The 19,195-nt window shown below is 66.0% G+C and carries 15 protein-coding genes and 2 pseudogenes; 14 read left to right on the top strand and 3 right to left on the bottom strand.

From position 1 onward, the window contains the following. Positions 1 to 32 precede the first annotated feature (32 nt). The 8 genes and pseudogenes from ACNUDN_RS31720 (at position 33) to ACNUDN_RS31685 (ending at position 5,524) form a co-directional block, all read left to right on the top strand. Positions 33 to 359: a DUF1173 family protein gene (locus tag ACNUDN_RS31720; RefSeq protein ID WP_419125689.1), complete on the top strand. Its 327-nt coding sequence runs from the start codon at positions 33 to 35 to the stop codon at positions 357 to 359. Continuing rightward, positions 322 to 621: pseudogene (locus ACNUDN_RS31715) on the top strand (aldehyde dehydrogenase family protein); the annotation flags it as partial. The gene ACNUDN_RS31720 and the pseudogene ACNUDN_RS31715, both read left to right, overlap by 38 nt. Continuing rightward, on the top strand, positions 608 to 940 hold the full coding sequence (locus ACNUDN_RS31710) for a RedY/HapK family protein (protein WP_165703297.1): 333 nt from the start codon (positions 608 to 610) through the stop codon (positions 938 to 940). The pseudogene ACNUDN_RS31715 and the gene ACNUDN_RS31710, both read left to right, overlap by 14 nt. Beyond that, positions 930 to 2,309: a phytoene desaturase family protein gene (locus ACNUDN_RS31705; RefSeq protein ID WP_419125688.1), complete on the top strand. Its 1,380-nt coding sequence runs from the start codon at positions 930 to 932 to the stop codon at positions 2,307 to 2,309. Before ACNUDN_RS31710 ends, ACNUDN_RS31705 begins: the two co-directional genes overlap by 11 nt. A gap of 1 nt (position 2,310) precedes the next feature. Beyond that, a pseudogene (locus ACNUDN_RS31700) lies at positions 2,311 to 2,448 on the top strand (hypothetical protein); the annotation flags it as partial. Positions 2,449 to 2,602: 154 nt separating this feature from the next. Next, a complete protein-coding gene (locus ACNUDN_RS31695) occupies positions 2,603 to 3,808 on the top strand; it encodes a cytochrome P450 (protein ID WP_065143238.1) in 1,206 nt (401 codons plus the stop codon). Next, positions 3,805 to 3,996, top strand: coding sequence for a ferredoxin (locus ACNUDN_RS31690; RefSeq protein WP_065143237.1), 192 nt, complete (start codon positions 3,805 to 3,807; stop codon positions 3,994 to 3,996). Before ACNUDN_RS31695 ends, ACNUDN_RS31690 begins: the two co-directional genes overlap by 4 nt. A gap of 151 nt (positions 3,997 to 4,147) precedes the next feature. Further along, the gene (locus ACNUDN_RS31685; protein ID WP_419125687.1) at positions 4,148 to 5,524 is read left to right on the top strand and encodes an HNH endonuclease signature motif containing protein; all 1,377 of its coding nucleotides are present in this window, start codon (positions 4,148 to 4,150) and stop codon (positions 5,522 to 5,524) included. A gap of 37 nt (positions 5,525 to 5,561) precedes the next feature. On the opposite strand, the gene ACNUDN_RS31680 is transcribed toward ACNUDN_RS31685, so the two are convergent. Both ACNUDN_RS31680 and ACNUDN_RS31675 read right to left on the bottom strand, forming a co-directional pair. Then, a complete protein-coding gene (locus ACNUDN_RS31680; protein ID WP_246243713.1) occupies positions 5,562 to 6,224 on the bottom strand; it encodes a hypothetical protein in 663 nt (220 codons plus the stop codon). Positions 6,225 to 6,308: 84 nt separating this feature from the next. Then, positions 6,309 to 6,926, bottom strand: coding sequence for a PaaI family thioesterase (locus tag ACNUDN_RS31675; protein WP_068918664.1), 618 nt, complete (start codon positions 6,924 to 6,926; stop codon positions 6,309 to 6,311). Here ACNUDN_RS31675 and ACNUDN_RS31670 point away from each other — a divergent pair. From ACNUDN_RS31670 to ACNUDN_RS31660, 3 genes are all read left to right on the top strand, one after another. Next, positions 6,900 to 7,853: a DUF1173 family protein gene (locus ACNUDN_RS31670; protein ID WP_419125686.1), complete on the top strand. Its 954-nt coding sequence runs from the start codon at positions 6,900 to 6,902 to the stop codon at positions 7,851 to 7,853. The two genes, ACNUDN_RS31675 and ACNUDN_RS31670, sit on opposite strands and share 27 nt — an antisense overlap. Then, positions 7,850 to 8,881: a DNA adenine methylase gene (locus ACNUDN_RS31665; RefSeq protein WP_419125685.1), complete on the top strand. Its 1,032-nt coding sequence runs from the start codon at positions 7,850 to 7,852 to the stop codon at positions 8,879 to 8,881. Before ACNUDN_RS31670 ends, ACNUDN_RS31665 begins: the two co-directional genes overlap by 4 nt. 719 nt (positions 8,882 to 9,600) lie before the next feature. After that, positions 9,601 to 9,873, top strand: coding sequence for a DUF2510 domain-containing protein (locus tag ACNUDN_RS31660; RefSeq protein ID WP_419125684.1), 273 nt, complete (start codon positions 9,601 to 9,603; stop codon positions 9,871 to 9,873). 55 nt (positions 9,874 to 9,928) lie between these two features. Here ACNUDN_RS31660 and mobF read toward each other — a convergent pair whose 3' ends face one another. Further along, positions 9,929 to 15,787 carry a MobF family relaxase gene (mobF, locus tag ACNUDN_RS31655; protein ID WP_419125683.1) on the bottom strand — a complete coding sequence of 1,953 codons (5,859 nt, stop codon included), beginning with the start codon at positions 15,785 to 15,787 and terminating at the stop codon, positions 9,929 to 9,931. 240 nt (positions 15,788 to 16,027) lie between these two features. Between mobF and ACNUDN_RS31650 the strand changes: the two genes are divergently transcribed. The 3 genes from ACNUDN_RS31650 to ACNUDN_RS31640 all read left to right on the top strand — a co-directional run bounded on the left by ACNUDN_RS31650 (position 16,028) and on the right by ACNUDN_RS31640 (position 18,404). Continuing rightward, the gene (locus ACNUDN_RS31650; RefSeq protein ID WP_419125682.1) at positions 16,028 to 16,642 is read left to right on the top strand and encodes a hypothetical protein; all 615 of its coding nucleotides are present in this window, start codon (positions 16,028 to 16,030) and stop codon (positions 16,640 to 16,642) included. Between the two features lie 386 nt (positions 16,643 to 17,028). Then, positions 17,029 to 18,087: a tyrosine-type recombinase/integrase gene (locus ACNUDN_RS31645; RefSeq protein WP_233717034.1), complete on the top strand. Its 1,059-nt coding sequence runs from the start codon at positions 17,029 to 17,031 to the stop codon at positions 18,085 to 18,087. A gap of 5 nt (positions 18,088 to 18,092) precedes the next feature. After that, positions 18,093 to 18,404, top strand: a complete 312-nt coding sequence (locus ACNUDN_RS31640; RefSeq protein WP_419125714.1) for a helix-turn-helix domain-containing protein — start codon at positions 18,093 to 18,095, stop codon at positions 18,402 to 18,404. Positions 18,405 to 19,195 lie beyond the last annotated feature (791 nt).

Genomic DNA, 19,195 nt, shown 5'->3' with positions numbered 1-19,195 from the left:
CGGTACAAACACTAGCGGGAGAAGAAGACCTCATGACAGTCGTGGCGACCCCGTTTCAGGTCGGGGAACACGTGGTAGACGATGTGCATTGCCTTGAGGGACAACAGATTCTCCGGGATGCCAAAGCAGCGAGATCACGCCCGCTGTGTTTGTGCCAGCCCGCCGGGGTGCAGATGTACATCGCTGCTGCTGGCGACAGCCTCATTGTCAAACGAATGCCCGGCACGGCGGCCGCACATGACCATCGGTGCCGGTCGTGGCTGCCTCCCAGCGAGCTATCGGGCTATGGCGCCGTTGCCGACCGGTCGATCGTTGACAACCCTGTTCGGCCCGGTGACGTCGGTGACCCGGTTCAGTGACAACGACGACGTGCTCGCCTGGGCGAACGACACCGAATATGGCTTGGCTGCTTCGGTGTTCACCCGCGACGTGGGCCGCGCCATGGTCACCTCCGGTGCACTCCAATTCGGCACGGTGTGGGTCAACGACCACGCTCCGGTGACGCCGGAGATGCCACACGGCGGCTTCAAGCAGTCCGGCCACGGCAAGGACATGTCGGTGTACGCACTCGAGGCCTACACCGAGATCAAGCACGTGATGATCAACCATGCGACCGCCTGACATGACGGTCAGCGCCATCAACACGTTCCGTCTGCGGCCGGGTGTTCCGGTCGCCGACTTCGAGCAGTTCTCCGCTGAACTCGATCGCCCCGTGTGCCTGGGCTTCGACGAGGTGCTGGGGTTCGACGTCTATCTCTCCGACGACGGCGTGGTCGTCGAGGTGATGACGGTGACCTCCTGGCCCGACTGGGAGCAGGTGCGCGACAACGCACCCGAGCTCAAACCCGTCGTCGCCCGCTTCGACGAGCTCGTGGAACCGGGCAGCGTCAGCACCATCTTCACCCGTCATTCCCCACTCAGGAGTTCCGATGCCCACTGACTACGACGCCGTCATCATCGGCGCCGGCCATAACGGCCTCGTCACCGCCAACTACCTGGCCCGCGCAGGCAAGTCGGTGCTGGTGCTCGAGGCGCGCGACCTCGTGGGCGGCGCCTGCGTCACCGAGGAGCTCATCCCCGGCTCGAAGTGGTCGTCGTGCGCCTTCATCGCCGGCCTGCTGCGTCCCGAGATCATCACCGAACTGGAGCTGGCCAAGTACGGCCTGGAGCTCTACCAGGGTGACGCACTGTCGTTCAGCCTGTTCCGCGACGGCACCTCCTTCACCATGTGGAAGGAGACCGACCGGACGCTGCGGGAACTCGAGAAGCTCAGCAAGAAGGATGCGCAGGCGTTCCTCGACTTCGGCATCCGGCTGCAACGCTTCGCCGGGCTGGTCACGCCGTACCTGCTGAAACCGCCACCGGAACGGTCCGAGGTGTTCGCCGCCTTCGAAGCCGTCGGCGAGCAGACGCTGTTCGACGAGTTCACCCTGCTCTCGGTGCGTGATCTGCTGGACCGGTATTTCGAGGACGAGCGGCTCAAGAGCATGCTGACGTTCTTCGGCATGGTGTCGATCTTCGGCGGTCCCTCCACCCCCGGTACCGCCTACACCTACGGCCACCATTCCTGGGGCGAGTTCAACGGCAACTTCGGCCAATTCGGGATGGCCCGCGGCGGCATGGGTGCCATCAGCGAGGCACTGGCGGCCTCGGCCCGGGCACACGGGGCCACCATCCGCACCTCGGCCCCGGTGGACCGGGTGCTCGTCGAGCGTGGGGTCGCCACCGGGGTGCGGTTGCGGGACGGCTCGGTGATCACCGCGAAGCAGGTGTTCTCCAACGCCGATCCCAAACGATCCCTGCTGCAGTTGCTGGAACCGGGGGTGCTGGCGCCGAAGCTGGTCCGCGACGTCGAGAACATCGACACCCGCGGTTCGATGGCCCGGATCCACCTGTTGATCGATGAACTGCCGCAGTACCTTCCGTTCACCGACGCCACCGAGGGACCCCAGCACCACGGCCACCAGCTGCTCGGCCCCAGCCGAGAGGCATTCGAGGAGGCCTACGAGGCGCAGCGACGCGGCACGTTCCCCAGCACGTTCGTCATCGAGGCCGTCACCCAGTCGGTCACCGACGACACGCTGGCGCCCAAGGGTCTGCACACGATGACCCTGGGCATCCAGCAGCTGCCATCCGAGCTCACCGGCACCACCTGGGCCGCGGAAAAGGAGAAGTGGGCCGACCTGGTGCTCGAGGACCTGTTCACCTACGCACCGAACTTGCGTGAACACATCCTCGACCGAGTGATCATCACGCCCGACGACCTGCACAACGAGCCAGCGGACCGCCCGCGGCCGACTCGGGGCTGACGTGCAGAACACACGTGCCGTAGGGGGCCTGGTCCGCGACGGCGACATCATCGCGCTGAACGCCCACGCCGGCACGCTGGACCTACTGGTTCCCGACGACGAACTGGCCACCCGCCAGGCGCCACCCCCGCGCCATCGACAGCGTCGTGGCTACGCGGCCATGTACGTCGACCGTGTCCTGCAGGCCGACCGGGGGTGCGATTTCGACTTTCTGGTCGGCCGCTCCGAGCAGCCCGAAAACGAGCCGGACGCCATTTTCGACGGCTGGGTGGGGGGCTGGTACCGTCGACACCATGACCCAGGCACCTGCCTCACCTCCGCTGCACATGCAGCGTGTCGACTTCGACCCCATCCCCACCCTCGGCGAGATCCGCGAGACCGAGGGGGTGCGCACCGTCATCAACGCTTTCGGCATGCCGGTGTACCTGGTGACCCGCCACGACGACATCAAGACGGTGCTCTCCGATCCGGAGCGGTTCTCCAATGAGCGCCCGCCAGGGTTCGTCGTACCCGGGGCACCCGAGGTGTCCGAGGAAGAACAACGCGCCGCCCAGTCCGGCAACCTGCTGGGCCTGGACCCACCCAGGCACACCCGGTTGCGCCGCATGCTCACCGGCGAGTTCACCGGCCGCCGGATGAAGCGCCTGGAGCCACGGATCACCGAGATCGTGACCCAGCATCTGGACGCCATGGAAAAGGCCGGTCCACCAAGTGATCTCGTCACCGACTTCGCATTGCCCATCCCGTCACTGGTGATCTGCGAGTTGCTGGGCGTGCCGTATGACGACCGCGACGATTTCCAGCACCGCACCAGCCGCCAGCTCGACCTGTCGATCCCGATCGAGGAACGCTTCGAGCTGCAGCGCGCCGGGCGTGCCTACATGCAGGCGCTGGTGGCCGGCGCACGTCGCTCACCCGGTGACGATATGCTCGGAATGCTGGTGCGCGAGCATGGATCCGAGCTCACCGACGACGAGCTGGTGGGCATCTGCAGCCTGCTACTGGTGGCCGGTCACGAGACCACCTCCAACATGCTCGGCCTCGGCACCCTGGCGTTGCTGCAGCACCCGGATCAGCTGGCCCTGGTGCGCAACGACCCCGATGCCGTGGGCCCGGCGGTGGAGGAGCTGCTGCGCTGGCTGTCGATCGTGCATTCGGGCATCCCCCGCATCACCACCAACGACGTGGAGATCGCCGGGGTGCAGATTCCCGCGCACCAGCTGGTGGTCGTCTCACTACCGTCGGGCAACCGCGACCCGAGCTTCATCGACAACCCGGAGGTATTCGACGTCCGCCGCGGCGCCATGGGACATCTGGCGTTCGGCCACGGTGTCCATCACTGCCTGGGCGCACCGCTGGCCCGGATGGAGATGAAGATCGCGTTTCCGGCTCTGTTGCAACGCTTTCCGACCCTGCGCCTCGACGAATCCTTCGACGACGTGGCCTTCCGGTCCTTCCACTTCATCTACGGGCTGCAGTCGCTGCAGGTGGCCTGGTGAGGGTGCGCGCCGACCGCGACGTCTGCATCGGCGCCGGGGTCTGTGTGATGAACAGCGAGGCGGTCTTCGACCAGGACGACGACGGGATCGTGGTGCTGCTGGTCGAGGATGTGCCCCCAGCCGAGCAGGACAACGCGCGAAAAGCCGTGCAGCTCTGCCCCTCCGGAGCGCTGAACATCGTCGAGTGAACGGGCGTTGACACTGCACCCACCGTGACAAAGTGCGAGTGACAGTCACGCTGGTTGCAGTCTCGATGAAGTACCAAAAACCCTGTGTCACTTGGGCATCTGACGTCACATGGCGCGGATTTTTGTCGGTGGTCGCACGTATGTTCGAGGCATGGGTAGCTCAGCCGTCGCAGACCGGGAGGCGATGCTGGCTGCCCTGGCGCAGATCGAAACCCTGACCGCGCAGATGAATCGCCTGTCGATCGACGCGTTCACCGATGTCGAGTTGTTGGATGTGCAGCAGCGTCTTGAAGCTATCGCCCGCGCGCAGCCGGTCCTCGATCATCGGGTGTATCAGCGGATCACCTCCCAGAGCTCACCGATATCCCTGGGCGCCAAGAATTACTCGGCAGTGCTGTCGCAGCGGCTGCGGATCTCCAGCTCGGAGGCGCGTCGGCGGTTGGACGAGGCGGCGTTGTTGGGGCCGCGGACCTCGCTGACCGGTGAACCGCTGGCGCCCTCCATGCCCACGTTCGCGCGTGGTCAGGCCCAGGGGTTGATCGGCGCCGAGCGCATCAAGCATGTGCGGTGGTTCTTTCGTGAGCTGCCCGGGTTCGTGGATGTTCAGACCCGGGAGAACGCCGAAGTCCAGTTGGCCCAGCATGCCTGCGAACTCGGACCCGCCGAGTTCCGCACCGCCGCCGCGCACATGCTCTACCTGCTGAACCAGGACGGCGAGCTCTCCGATGAGGACCGCCAAGCCCTGGCTTATATCCGGGTCGGCAAGCAACGCCCCGATGGGATGCGGCCCTTCGAAGGACTCCTGACTCCGGAGGCGTGGGCCACCTTAGAGCCGTTGATGGAGCGCAACGCCGCCCCGGGGATGTGCAACCCCGCTGACGAGCACCCCTGCCTCGACGGCGAACCCACCGACGAGCAGATACGCAACGACACCCGCACCACGGGCAAACGCAACCACGACGCGCTGCTGGCCCTGTGCAAACGCATGCTCACCACGCAGCCGACGGGGACCATCAACGGCCTGCCCGCGAATGTCGTGATCACGGTGAGTCTGACTGATCTGGAGAAGGGCACCGGCCACGGCCTGACCGCCGGCGGCACGAGGCTGCCGATCGCCGACGTGCTCAAGTTCGCCGCCCACTCCCGCCCGTGGCTGGCGCTGTTCGACGGCAAGGGCCTGCCCCTGCACCTGGGCCGGGCCCGCCGGACCGCCACCCTGGCTCAGCGGCTGATGCTGCTGGCCAAACACCGCGGCTGCACCATGCCCGGCTGCAGCGCGAGTGCCTACCGCTCCCAGGTGCATCACGCCAACCAAGACTGGAAGGACGGCGGGCGCACCGACATCGAGGACCTGACGTTGGCGTGCGGGCCGAACAATCGCATGGTGGAGACCGCCGGCTGGACCACAAGGAACCGCCCCACAGACGGCGTCACCGAATGGATTCCGCCCCCCGAGCTGGACTGCGGCCAGTCCCGCACCAACAACCTCCACCACCCCGAACGGATCATCGACCACGACGATCCGTAGGCGGACAAGACCCAAACCTGCTCGCCGACAGCGGGAATCAGTCGCCGTCGCGGTGCAGGTCGATCAGCCCGGCCTTGCTCAGCGCGAGCACGCTGACGATCAGCACCCAGACCGGGAACGCCAGCGTCAGCCACACCGTCACGTCACTGGCCACCAACAGCGTCAGCGCCACCACGTAGGTGAAGATCACCAGCCCCCGCGACACCAGGCCGGTCTTGAGCCAGATGGTGGCCAGCGACATCATGAACACCGCTGCCATTCGCAGGGCGTAGGTCTTCGACAGCGCGATCAGCAGTGCCTGACCGAACACGTGCACATCGGCTCCGTAGTCGGCGCCGCGGCTGGCCACCAACGCCACCCCCACGGCAGACGACACGAAGATCATCGCGAGGAACAGCAGCCCACTGCCCAGGAAGACCGAGGCGAAGAACTTGTCCTCGAACCTGCCCAATCCGTCGCGCACCACTCCGATGAACCACAGGAAGCAGATGCCGGCGAACGGCATCAGCACCGCCGCCGCGCGCACCTTGCCCTCCGAACCCTCCACCCACTGCGCGCCCGGCTGGGCGCCTTCGGGAAGCGCGGTGTGGATCAGCGCGATCGCGACGCCGAACAGCACGGCGAACAACACGCCGGCCAGGCCAGCCGCGCGTGGGGTGGACAGCCGGCGCACATCGCGCTCGGGACGTTCGGTGGTCACGTGATCATGGTGCCGCCGAAACTGCGCGGGGTGCGGGATTTCAGGGTAAAACGCCGCACTGCCTGCAGTCTCGGCGCCGACCCGTCAGGGCTGGCCGGCGAGCAGACGCACCATCAACCCGTTGGCCTCGGCGAGCACATTGCCGTCGGGGTCGCGCAGCTCGGCGTTGACGAACGCCTTACGGCCGTCGGTCTCCCGGATCCAGCCGCGCGCGGTCAGCGTGGTGTCGATGGGCGTGACCTTGCGGTAGTCGACGTGCAGGAAGGCGGTGCGGCTGATCGGCCGGCCCGCGGCGTGGATCACCATGCCGAACACCGAATCGAACAGCAGCGGCAGCACCCCACCGTGGACGGCGTGGTTACCGCCCACGTGGAAACGGCTGAACTGCACGGTCAACTCGACACCCTCGGGCTCGAAGCTGCTGAGCCGAAACGGCGGCATCAACAGGCTGCCGCCGCCGGGCAGTTCGACGACCCGGTTGGCCGGGCCCACGCCCTCGGCGGCCTCGAAGGGGGCCAGCTGTTCCACCAGCGCCTCGACGCGATCAGCGGCGTCGTCCCACGTCGCACTGTCGGGGTCGGCGGACACCGCGAGGTCCTGCAGCCGTCGCATCGACGCCACGAAGCGGCCGAACCCGGGACCGGGCTGGGCGGGTTCGAAGATCGGGAACCCGCCGTGGCGGTCGTAGTCGGGGTCGGTCACGAAGCCAGGAATGCCGACGGAACAACCACGCTGCGACTGGGGTTCTCGCTGTCAAAGTCCGGCAATCGTGCCGCTCCAGAGCCTTCCGGATCGCCGGCAAGCGCGGTGCAGTCGGACGGCAACAAGTTATCCCTACGCGCTGTGCTGCATTACCTCTGGGATGAGGCGGAACTGACGACGTGGCACCCGGGCTTTGCGGGGCGGCGGCCGTGGGGTGTGGTGTACCGCCGGCTCCGGGATGCCGCCGATGGCAAGCTAGTCCGCAAAAGCCCCTTCGCCGCATCGTTGTTCATCCCGGAGCCCTTCTCGGCCGACCGCAAGGCCGAGATCGAGCAACGCCGGATTAAGGCTTGGGCTCCAGCGCGTAGACAGCCGGGGAAGCCCACCAAATTCCTGATCGGCGTGGGCGATATCAAGGCGATTGAGCCAGCCGCCCACGGCTTCAAGATGCAGGTCCGCCACCAGCCGGGCCACCCCTGGTTTCTCGATGAAGACCTGTACCGAAAAATGACCAAGCGCTTCGCCACAGAGCTGGAACTTTGGCAGATGGCTGATGCAGGTGACGTGCGGTTGGTGGCGGTAGCTACCTTCTCCGTGTCTCGGGCTGGTTACGCCAACGTAGAACAACTCTCTTTGATGACGACCGATCACAACTGGCTACCCTTCACCAGCGATGCCGAGCGCACCCTGCTGACAACTGCAATCGCAGATGATCGGTGTTTCCGGAAGGTATTGCCTTACAACGGTAGTTCCACGGCCTTGGCCTCTTTAATCTTCACCGACACCGCGCCGGCGATAGCCGCATTCATCGATCGCTGTGGAGGCGAGGACGACGAAGACGAATCGATCGCGGGGCTTCCGGTCTGGAACTGGCGTACCGATGAAGATATGCCGGATTTGCCGTCACCTCTCGACGGTTCGGAATGACCCCTTACCAGGTTGGAACAAACGCATTGTCAGAAAATGCCTTACGTCCGCCGTTCGCCTACTTCGGCGGTAAGCAGAAGATCGCCGGGGACATCGCCGCACTGCTAGCAGGCCATAGCCATTACGTGGAACCGTATGCTGGCGGACTCTCAGTATTGTTGGCTAAGAAGCCAAGTCGACTAGAGACAGTCAACGACCTCGACGGAGACATTGTCCACTTCTGGCGGATGCTACGTAATCGTCCCGAGGAGCTGGCTCGGGCATGTGCGTTAACTCCGCACTCACGAGCTGAGCGTAGCGATGCACTTGACCGTCCGTCCGACTTGGATGATATTGAACGTGCCCGGCGAATCTGGGTATGTCTGGCGCAAGGCCGGACAGGCACCCTTCGCCGGACAGGCTGGCGCTTCGACACGGCGGACTCTGCGCACACGTCAATGCCTCGCCGGCTAGATAGCTATATCCGTCGGATGGAGGCAGCAACCGCTCGGCTGCGCTCGGTCTCTTTGGAGTGCCGACCGGCACTCGATGTCATTGCGGCATACGGCAAGGGCCGCCGAACACTGATGTATGTGGACCCTCCCTATCTTGGTGAAGTCCGAGAACGCAACTACCGCAGGGAGATGCTGTCTGAGGACGGCCACCGTGAACTGGCATCCACCTTGCATGAGTGCGTTGCCACCGTAGTTCTGTCGGGCTACGCCTCACGCTTGTATGACGAGGAACTCTTTCGGGACTGGTACCGGGTCGAACTGGCAACTGCGACGAGCCAGGGAGGAGCGTACGAGGTCCGCACTGAAGTGCTGTGGTCCAATCGCCCCCTGCGTAGGACGAGTTCGACGGTCGTCGGGCCCGGTGAGGGCGATGCGCGTAACGAAACGTCCACCAACAAAGCCGTATGTAACGAAACGCGCTGCCCGGTCTGCGCTGGAACTCTTCGGCAGGCTGCGACGGGTCGGCGGCGCATCTACTGCTCGCCAGCATGCCGGGTCCGTGCACATCGATGCGCCGCAATCAGCGCGGAATAGGGCTTCCGGACATGTCGTACCCGCAGCGGACGATGGGGTACATGAACGAGGACAACAGCAACCGGTGTGTGATTCGCATTCTGGGCTTAGTTGACGGGACGCCAACCGATTTCGATGGCCAGTATGTGGTTGAGTACGACCCGAGCAGGACCGGCACGCTTATCTGTAACGACTTCCGGGGTGTGTAGGACTGTGCAAGACGTAGAGGCGGCGCCCCTGAATGACTGTTAGGAACGGTGTTATCCGTAACGGTGTAACCGACGTGCACGCTCATCAGCCGACGCCGTGCGGAACTAGGTAGTACCGGCATCCGCAGTGACACTCCGCGTGTACCGCGCGGACTTTCCAGGTCGTCTCATCGAAGGCCGTCACATTCATGTGGGAGCCCTCCATATGGCCGCATGCCGGGCATCGAGACAGCCTGGCTTTCAGAGACTTGGGCATCGATAAGCAGACGGGATGATGCGGAAGTCCAATTCGACCTCCATCAAGGTCAAACTCAGCTTCGCCCTCCGGGATTGCTTCGCCGCACGTTGTGCACCGATCAGCCATATCGCTTCTCCTAACGCGTTCGATTACTTCGTCGTCGTGCACATGTAAAAAGAGCTGCGCGGAAACGGGACGCCGCCTACCCATGTGCAAATGGTCGGAAACTGGCGCAATGTGCGTCTCCCCTCGATTTGCTACAGATAAGGCGTAAGCCAGTGACAGGTAAACCCATGCCGGTATTCCATCTGGTGACCACCCCCGATATCAGTCAAGCGACGCGGTTCACTCCCGACGAGACGGTCGACCTGTACCGCGCCGTAGACCAACGTAACCCGATCCGGGCTGATGGTGAACCGAACCGTCCTCTCACTGCGTTCAGTGTGGAGACCGACACCCTTGCGGCGGCGCTGCCGCCTGCGGGATGGCACGTCGATCCGCACAATCCGCGCTACTGGCGCTGGTGGGACGGTACGGCCTGGACCAGCCGTATCGCGGCGCGGTGATTCCGCAGTAGCAGCCGGGGACGTTCACGACGTCGAGCTGCGTGTTCACAGGTTCCTACCCACCTCGGCTGAATCCCTCGTCACGGTGAGCGGCGTTCCACATGCGGGTGTGGAGATCATGGGCGGTGGTGTTGCGCTGCTGGGCTTTTCGGTGGCGTTGCAGGGCGGTGGTGATGGCGGGTGTGTGGTGGTCGGGGTGTAGTCCGGCGGCTTGGGTGAGGGCAGCGTTGCTGTCGGGGCTGGCGTCGTAGTGGTTGATGCGGCCGGTGGCGGCGGTGAGCACTGGCGACCACCGCAGTTCGGTGTGCAGCAGTTTCAGTAGTGGCGCTGCCGGTGGTGGTGGCCAGGTGGCGGTGTTGGTGTCGAGCAGGATGATTCGGGCGTGGGCGGTTGCCGCGGTCTCGGTGAGGTTAGCGATCGTTTCGGGGGGCAGGTGTTCGGCACGGTCGATGACGACGATGGTGCCCGGTGCGCTGTCGTGCAGGTCCAGGGTGTCGGCGTCGATGACTGTGTTGGCGATCGGGGACAGGTCCGGATTGTCACAGATGGTGGCGGGCGCGGCCCAGATCAGCGGGCGGCCGGCGTCGTGGGCGGCGCGTTCAAGGTGTTTCATCATGGGCAGAAGCGCGGCGCGATCGGAGGCGTGCGCGGCGGTCAGCACGAACGGCGCATCGGTAAGCCGCCGTAGGCGGTCGGTGTCGATGTCGGGGTGTTCGCTGATCGGCAGTCGCTCTTGGAAGGCGTGTTGGCCGGCAGCGTCGAGCACCCGAAGTTCGGTGTCGATGCGGGGCAGCAGCTCGGTGATGTGTTCGGCGGTGCTGCGCTGTGCACGCGCGAATGCCTGTGCTGCGGCGAGCTCGGCGCGGTGCAGCTGGTCGCGCAGCGCCGCGCGGTCGGCGCGATGTCGGGCCAGCAGTGTGTCATCGTCGGCGCGGCATCGGCGCAGCAGCGCGTCGGCATCGGCGTGGGTGACGATGTGCTCGCTGCCGCCGGCCGCGGCGGCGCGGGCGGCCGTCGCTTCTTGGAATACCGCGTGGAACTGTTCTGCGGGGCTGGTTGGGGGCAGCTGGTAGCTGGTCAGGAAGTTCAGATTCTGGGTGGCCGAGGCGATATCGAGCGGGTCGGCATCCGGGTCGGCGCGCAGAGTGTCGAGTTCGGTGCGGGCGTGGTTGATGAGTTCGAGGGCTTCGGCATAAGTGGTTTCGGCGTGATGCCATTGGTCGAGCACGGCTTCGACGCGGGCCAGGAAAGGCCGGTCGGCGTCGGCCGCGGCGCGCATGCGCCGCAGTTCGTCGGTGGCGGCCAAGACGTGGGGTCCGCCGCCGGCGGTCACTTGTGCAGCGAGTGCACGTAGGTCGGTGTCTGCGGCGGCGTAGCGGTCTCGCAACGCGTGGACGTCGGCGCGGTGGGCGGCCAGCGCAGCGGCGGGGCTAGGCCGCACGGTGCTCAGGCTGTCGAAGTCGATCCCCGTATCGGGGTCGAAGTAGTCCTCAGCGTGCTCGGGTGGGGGAAGTTGCTCGTCGGGGGCGGTGGGCTCGGTGAGGTCGTAGTCGTCTAGTCCGAGTGCGGCGGCAAGGTTGTTGGGGTCGGCCAATACGTCGTCGTGAGAGTGCTGGCGCCCCGGTGGTGTGTTCTCGATGTCGGGGTGTAGATGGGTGAGTTCTTCGTGTTCTTCCGGTGTCAGGGGCGCGGTGTCGGGCAGCGGGATGTCGTGGTCGTAGGGGTCGGCGGTGGTGAACACCTCGATGGAGTAGGTGAGCAGTCGGGCGTACTCGTCGGGCCGTAGGTGATGCGTCAGGTGGGCGTCGGCGTCATAGAGGTGTTCGGCGGCCACGTGCAGCAGATCGCGCGGCGTCCACTGGTCGGGGTCGGCGTTGCCGATCGCGGACACCAGTGCGGGGAATGCGGGATCGGCGGCGATCGTTTCGGCCAGTTCGGTGCCGAACACGGTGTGCAGATCGGGCAGCCAGTCCGGGCGCAACCCACCGTTGGCGGTCTCCAGCGCCGCTGGTGTGAGGGTGCCGCACAGTCGCCACCACAGCGCGGCGGCGGGCAGTTCGTCGGGCAGTGGGCGGTCGGCGGCGACTGTGCGCACGAGCTGGGTGATGTTGACTCCAGTGCGTGCGGCGGCGGACAGGTGATGCGCCAGTTGCGGCCAGTAAGGGTCCTGACGGATGTGCGGGTTGATGGAGTCGATGAGGGTGTCGTAGCGGTTGGTGGTGGCGTCGGTGCCGATGAGTTCGGCGGCCTGATGTTCCAGGCGGCGTTGGGCGGCGCGGGTGCGGGCGGGGTACTGCTCGGCTCCGGCGATGCGGGTGTCGTTGTCCTCGACGGCGGTCGCGGCGCGATACACGGCCAGCTCGGCAGCCAGTTCGAGGTCTGTCCCGACCAGTGGTCGTGCCCATCGCGGCGCGGTCGCTGCGCTCCATTGCCGTGCGGTGGCGGCGACCTCGGCGGCCAGGTCGGTGACCCGTTGCGCCCGGGCGGACAGGTAGGTGTTCCACTGCGGGTCGGCGGCGAGGCGGTCGGGGATGGCGGGCAGCCAGGGCAGCGGTCCGGCGCCACCGGAGTGCGCACCGGTCGGATCGAGGCGCCAGTCGATGACCGCGGCCGGGTCGGCGGCATTGTCGAATCCGCCGGCGGCGACCACTTTGTCGAGCCGTTTGAGGGGGTGGATTCCGGCGGCGGCGATCAACGCCAGGTGTTGGCGTAGCACCGGCCAGGCGGTGGCGGTGGTCAGCCCTGGGACGAGTTTTTCAGCGTGGGAATCCAGCTCGGCGTGCTGGGCGGGGCTCAGGCGTGATTCGGCGGCGGTGCCGACGGCGTGGGCGTACATCTGGGTGGCTGCGGCCAGTCGGGAAGCCGGGTCGGCGGCGGCGCGGGCGGCGCTGGTGGCCGAGACTTGCGCGGCGTCGCGGGCCAGGGCACGGGTCAACACGTCCACCGCGGTGTCGGGGTGGGTGGCTTTCGGCGACAGCACGCGGTGGGGGTCGTGCTCGGCGGTGGAGAAGTAGATGTGGTTGCCGTGCACACCGCGGGTCAGCGCGGTGTAGACCTGTTGGCGGGTGAGTTGATCGGAGCCCACGGTGTGGCAGCGGTAGCGAGCGGTCGCTCCTTGGGTGGCGTCGATGGTGCGGGCGTAGCCCAGCGTGACGTGGGAGCGTACGTACTCGGCGGGCAGCCGCAGATGCGCGTTCGACTCCAAGTGCACGACGGTGATCGAGCCATCCGGGTCGACCTCGGTGACTTCCCACCGGTAGCCGTTGCGCACGAAATCCGTTGCGCCAAGGGCCAGGGTGCGATCGTTTTTCTTGGTGAACACGAGGTCCCCGACGCTGGCGCGGGCACCGGCCATCAACACCGCTTCGATGCCGGGGGCGTGGCCACCGAGTTCAGTAAGTCGGTGCAGCCGGGCGCGGTCGTTGAGTTCGGACACCAGATCGTGGGTCGGTGCCAGCAGCAGCGAGTGCTTATCGGCGGCAATGTCGGATTGCCATGCCTCGAACGCCATATCGGAGGCCGCGGCTTGGGTGCCGACATGCACGCGCTGCTCATCGAGATAGAACGCGATCCCGGCCGGGTCGCCGTCGCGCAGCGCCAGTCCGGCTTGGGCCTCAGCTGCCGAGGCGAACCGCATCACCTGGGACAAGGTGATCGCACCGTGGCGGTGGGCCAGGTCGCGCAGCACACCTCCGGCGCTGATTGAGGACAGCTGTTTGTCATCTCCGACCAGGCGCACGCTGGCGCCCTTGGCTAAGGCGACCGCGATCATTGAGGCCAACGCCAACGTGCCGGCCTTGCCGGCTTCGTCCACGATGATCAACGTGTTCTCATCGATCGCGTCGTACCACTGCCGGGCCGGATCGCCGGGGGAGATGTCGGGATTGTCGGTGAGCCAGTTGAACTTATCGAGGGTGTCACCGACTTCGACGTCGATTTCTTCGCGCAACAATTGCGCGGCACTGGCGCTGGGAGACAAGCCGATGACGGTGCCCCCGGCGCCTTCCCAGGACCGGGCAAGGGCGGCCATGGCGGTGGTTTTCCCCGACCCGGCCGGGGCGAGTGCGAGCATTACGCGCTGCCCGCGGCACGCCATTTCGCGGACCAGTTGGGCTTGACCGGCGTTGAGTTCGCGTCGGTGCGCGGCCTGGGCGAGTAGCTCGATTTCGACATCGGCGGCGGGCACGGTGCGGCCGTCGCGCAGCTCGGCGGCGGCCAGGATCTGCCGCTCAGCGGCGAGGATTTCGGGGCTGGTGTAGGTCTGCGATCCGACCTGGCGATACACGCTGGTCCCGTCGCGGCGGCGCAATCGCGCGGGCTCACCGAGGTCGGTATCAGGGCTGGATGCGTGCCGGATGCTGCGTGGTTCGGCCAGGGCGGCGTCGGTGATGAGTTCGGCGATGCCGTCGATCCCGGCGTGCCCGGTCACGCGGACCACCCGCAACGCCTCGGCCAACACATGGGTGCGGTTCCAGGTGGACCGCGCTGCGGAGACGGTGGCGATGACCTGGGCGGCGCGGGCGTTGATCCACCCCGCGGTGACCTCGGCCGGTGTCGTGGTGCGCCCGGCCAAGGAGCGCGCGATCATCGCGTTGACCGCTTCGTCGCTGCCCAACAGGCCGACGGCTTGGGCGCGCCATTCTGCGCGTTGCTCGGCCAGCGAGCGGGGTTCGTGTTTGGCGTCGCGGGTGGCCAGGGTGGCTTGTTGGAACATCGCGATCGACTCCGGGGTGGTCGGCTCGCGGCCGTGGGCGGCCTGAAATTTCTTGGCCAGCACCGCATACTCGGCGTCGATCGCGGCGCGGCGTGAGGACCACAGTTCGTTGAGTTCGCGGCTGACGCCGACGACTTCACGGACCTCGCGTTTGCCTTCGCGGGCATCGCCGCGGGCGGCGAACCGCATCCCCAGCTCGTCGCCCAGGTAGGCCTCCAGCCGTGAGTTGTACAGCTCGGATGCCGCGACGGTGGACGCGTAGAGCGGTCGGCCATCGAGGGCGTACCAGCGGGGGATGCCGTCGGTGCCGCGGGCGCGGACCTTGTTGGAGATCGCGACGTGGGTGTGCAGGCCGGGGTCCGAGGCGCGGGTATCTCGGTGGAGAAATTCGGCGGTGATGAAGCCTTCGGTGTCGACTTGTGCGATTCCTTGGGCGCCGATGCGGGTGTAGGCGGCCTGATCTTGCAGGAAGTCCAGGGCGTCCTGGACGGCCTTGCTGTGGCATTCCTCGATCTGCTTGGCGATCGGTTCCGGGCACAGCGCGTACAACGCGGACACGCTTTTGACCGGAGTGAAGGTCATGTCATAGCCGGCGACCGAGGTGGTTTGGTCGCGGGTGCCGCGGGCGATGAAGCCGGTCAGTTCGCGCTCGTCCAGGGGTGCGCGGCGGTGCTGTTCTTCGAACATTTCGGTGGCGATGTCGGTGCGCATCTGCGCCCGTACCGACTCGTCAATGGCGGCGTTCCAGTGCGCACCGATGGACAAGTTGTGATCCCGATACGCCTCAGCGAGGCGCTGCTGCAGCTCGGTTTCGCCGGCGTTGACCCGGAACGGGCGACCGAGGGTGGTCGCGGTCAACGCTGAGTTTTTGCGTGCCCCTTGGGCAATGAGCTGCTTGGTCAGCGCTGAGGCGTTCGGGTGCACCCCCAGCCCGAACAGGGCCTTCATCTGGTCCTCGGTGACCTCGGAGCCTTCGGCCACTGACCACAGGCGGTCCCCGGCGTCGGTGCGAGTCCAGTTCTGCGATCCGGCCGACAGTCCGGCCAGTCCGCGTCCGCCCCAGCGGCCCGGTGTCTCGCCCTTGGAGGAGTAGTAGTCGCCCAACGATTCCGGGCCATGAGTGCGGTCGTGGGCAGCCACCTGCCGCACCAGGTACAAGTACCCGGAGCCAGCAGTGAGCTTGTGGATGCCCGCATTCACCTGCCCAGCGCACCGATTTCTCACGACGAAACCAAGGCCGCTTTCCGCCCACCCCCGAACGGGCCGTGACCAAACCGTGACCTAAGTGCAAGAGGTGTGTGGGACCAAACCAGGCTGGAAAGCAACGATGCAGGTCAACAGGGGTGAGACGGTGGTGAGGGTGAAATCAGGGGTGAGTGGGTTGGCGGGGGAGGAAAGGAAGCGTGATTGCGTCGTAAGGGATGGCTAGCATCCGGAAACATGGCTAAAGCAACGACGAAACATGCAGTGAAGCAGCGGGTTCTGGAGGCGCGGCGCGCCGAGAAGGCCGCGCGGGAGGCGCGCGAGGCGGCCATTGTCGACGGTCTGTCGGAGTTTCTCGCCGAAGTGGACCGTGCGGCGGCGGTGGGGATGAAGCTCGAAGAGCAGGTGGCGGCGGCGCGCACGAAGGCCGCCGAGCGTGTCGAGCGGATTGAACAGGAGACCGAGGAACGGATCGCCAAGTTGACCGAGGCGGCGCGGGAGGAAACGGCGCGGTGTGAGCGGGCGGCCGGTGAGGCTGTGATGCGGCTACGGGGGCAGGGTGAGACGGTGGCGGCCATTGCGAGCCAGACGGGGCAGAGCCAGAACCGGGTGCGCGACTTGGGCAAGCTGGCGGTCGGCTCGCAGGATGGCGCTGAGGTGGCGTCGGCCCCGGCCGGGGCGCAGGCAGGGCAGGATGGGTCCATGCAGGACGGGGGAGCCGGCGCTGAGGATGCCGCGGAGGTGTCGGCCAGTGGAGTGGCCGCAGGCAGTGCTGGTGGAGCGCTGGGCGAGGGTGAGGCGGCCGATGCTGAGGAGCTGGCGGTAGGCGCGGCCGCGAGCTTGAGCGCGTAGCGAGGTCTGACGGGTGGGCGCGCTGGCGCGGGAGTTGGCGGTTGATCCGGAACGCGACATGGCAGAGGTGGCAAGGTTTTTCAGCCGCGTGGTCGCGGGTCCGGGTCGCCAGGACTGCTGGCTTTGGACCGGTGCGATTGGCGATGACGGTTACGGTCGGAACCGAGCGGAGTTGCATCCGGTTCGACTTAAGGCAACTTCCTGCTAACTGTGAAGTAGCAACAACTTTGGCCGTACCACTGTCTATTGTCCACGACTACTACGAGATTGAAGCGCGGAAACAGGTGTTGCATTTGACGTACTAATGATGCATTCTATGCAACGTGGTTGAAGGGTCTGATTTGGCGGGTGCTGCGCACCTCGTGTTGGTGCCAGCGGTGACCCATCTGGACCCGGAGACCGCGGTGTTCGAAGCCATGCTGGAGGGTTGGGCGTTGCAGCAGCGAACGCGATTTCTCAAGCACTCGACGATTGCGTCGCGTCTTCAGTTGGCGCGTCGTGTCGCGGAGTTCGTCAACGAGTACCCATGGCAGTGGCAGTGCTCCGACGTCGAGGCGTTCATCGACAGTTGCCGCCACCGCCCCGTGCCGATCGTGGTGTCGACCGCGCGGCTGTACGAGACCACGCTGCGAATGTTCCTCCAGTACGTGACTGATCCCCGCTATGGCTGGACCGCAGAATGCGTGCAGCGCTTCGGGGTGGCGCCCACCCAGTTGCTCCACGAGTGGAACACCATCGTGCACGTCACCGACTACGAAGGAGATCCGCGTCGACGTCCACTGACCTACGACGAAATCCAAGCCCTATTCGACGCAGCCGACGGGCGCGTCGAACAGATCCGGGCCAACGGACGAAAGGGCGGCTTGGCAGCCATGCGAGATGCTGCTCTGATCAAGACGATCTACGCGTTCGGCCTGCGTCGCCGCGAGGCGTGGGGTCTGGATCTCGCGGACATGCGGCACAACCCGAAGGTTCCCTCGTTCGGACGCCACGGCGCAGTGTTCGTGCGGTGGGGCAAGTCATCGCGGGGGAGTGCACCCAAGCGGCGCACCGTGCTGACGGTCCCGGAGATGGACTGGATCGTCCCGGTACTGGAGCAGTGGCGCGATGAGATTCGACCAGCTTTCGGCATCGGCGCGCATCCCGCATTATGGGTCACCGAACGCGCTAGCCGTATCTCGCTGCGACGCATCAACGAGGCGTTCACCACTGCGCGTGATGCCGCAGGACTGCAGCCGACATTGGATCTGCATTGCCTGCGCCATTCCTATATCACCCACCTCATCGAATTCGACTATCCGGAGAAGTTCGTCTCCACTCAGGTCGGGCACACCTTCGCCGCCACGACCGCGATCTACACCGGCGTTTCAGACGAGTACCGCAACCGGATGCTCCGCCGATCGCTGAGTCGACACTCCGCGCTCTGGGAAGGGGACGATGCGTGAGGAAAATGACCTATCAGTGGAAGCTGCGCCAACTCATGGCAACCCGCGAGATGTATGCGACCACCGACCTGGTGCCGCTGCTGGCCGAGCGGGGCATCCACCTCTCCCGCGAGCAAGTCTTCCGCCTCGTCACTACCGTGCCACAACGCCTAAGCCTCGACACGCTGGCGGCGTTGTGCGACATCCTCGACGTCGGCGTCGAGGAACTCATCGAGATCACCGCTGCCAGCACACAGGTCCCCAAGACGGTGGGGGAGACACCAGTGACCGCGCCGCCGGTGCGCCGCACCATCATCCGGCGCCCACCAGGATCGTGACCCCAGCAGGTGACACCAAACGGCGGTAAAAGCTCTGATCAGATCACGGCCCTTTTGGCTGATCGACTGCCTGGTGCCAGCCGCGCCCGATTGACCGCCCACGTGGACAGCTTGAACCTGACGGCGGCGCACGCAACGGGTCTGCTGCGGCACCTGAAGTCGCACCCGGACGCGTTAACCTCCGGATCAGCCACTGGGCCGGCCGCACTGCGCGCCTTGCTGGATGTGTTGGCCACCGAATATCCCGCCGTGCAACCCGTCCGGTGCCACGGCTGCGGAGCGCAGAAACGATTGCCCTACCGCCGCGACGGTGCGAGCATCTGCGGAAGCTGTTACCGCAAATCTCATCTCAAGGTCTGCGTGCGCTGCGGTGAACTTGGCTCACCAGCCCGCCGTGACGGCGCAGGCATCGTGTGTGTCCGCTGCGATCGTCATGATCCATCACGCAACACCGCGTGCACCCGATGCGGCACCATGGCACGGGTCGCCTATCGGGTCGACGGGAAACCGTTCTGTCAGACCTGTGGACCGCGCAAGCTAGTCACCTGCTCGTCCTGCGGCCGGGAGAATCAACGCACCCACGCGCTCACCAACGAAGGGGCCATCTGCCCCCGCTGTTACCGACGTGGCCGTACGCACCAGTGCCATCAGTGCGGCCGCGTCACGGACCACGCCCGTGTGGCTAATCGGGCCGCCGGCACCTGGATCTGCTATCGCTGTTGGGTACCGCCGACCGCGACGTGTAGTGGGTGCGGTCGCCTCAGACCCTGCACTGGAGGAAGTGCCTCCGG

It is taken from the genome of Mycobacterium sp. smrl_JER01 (genome assembly GCF_048513595.2).
Taxonomy (GTDB): domain Bacteria; phylum Actinomycetota; class Actinomycetes; order Mycobacteriales; family Mycobacteriaceae; genus Mycobacterium.
The sequence above is the reverse complement of the archived record's forward strand: the minus strand, read 5'-3'. Positions and strand labels throughout refer to the sequence as shown.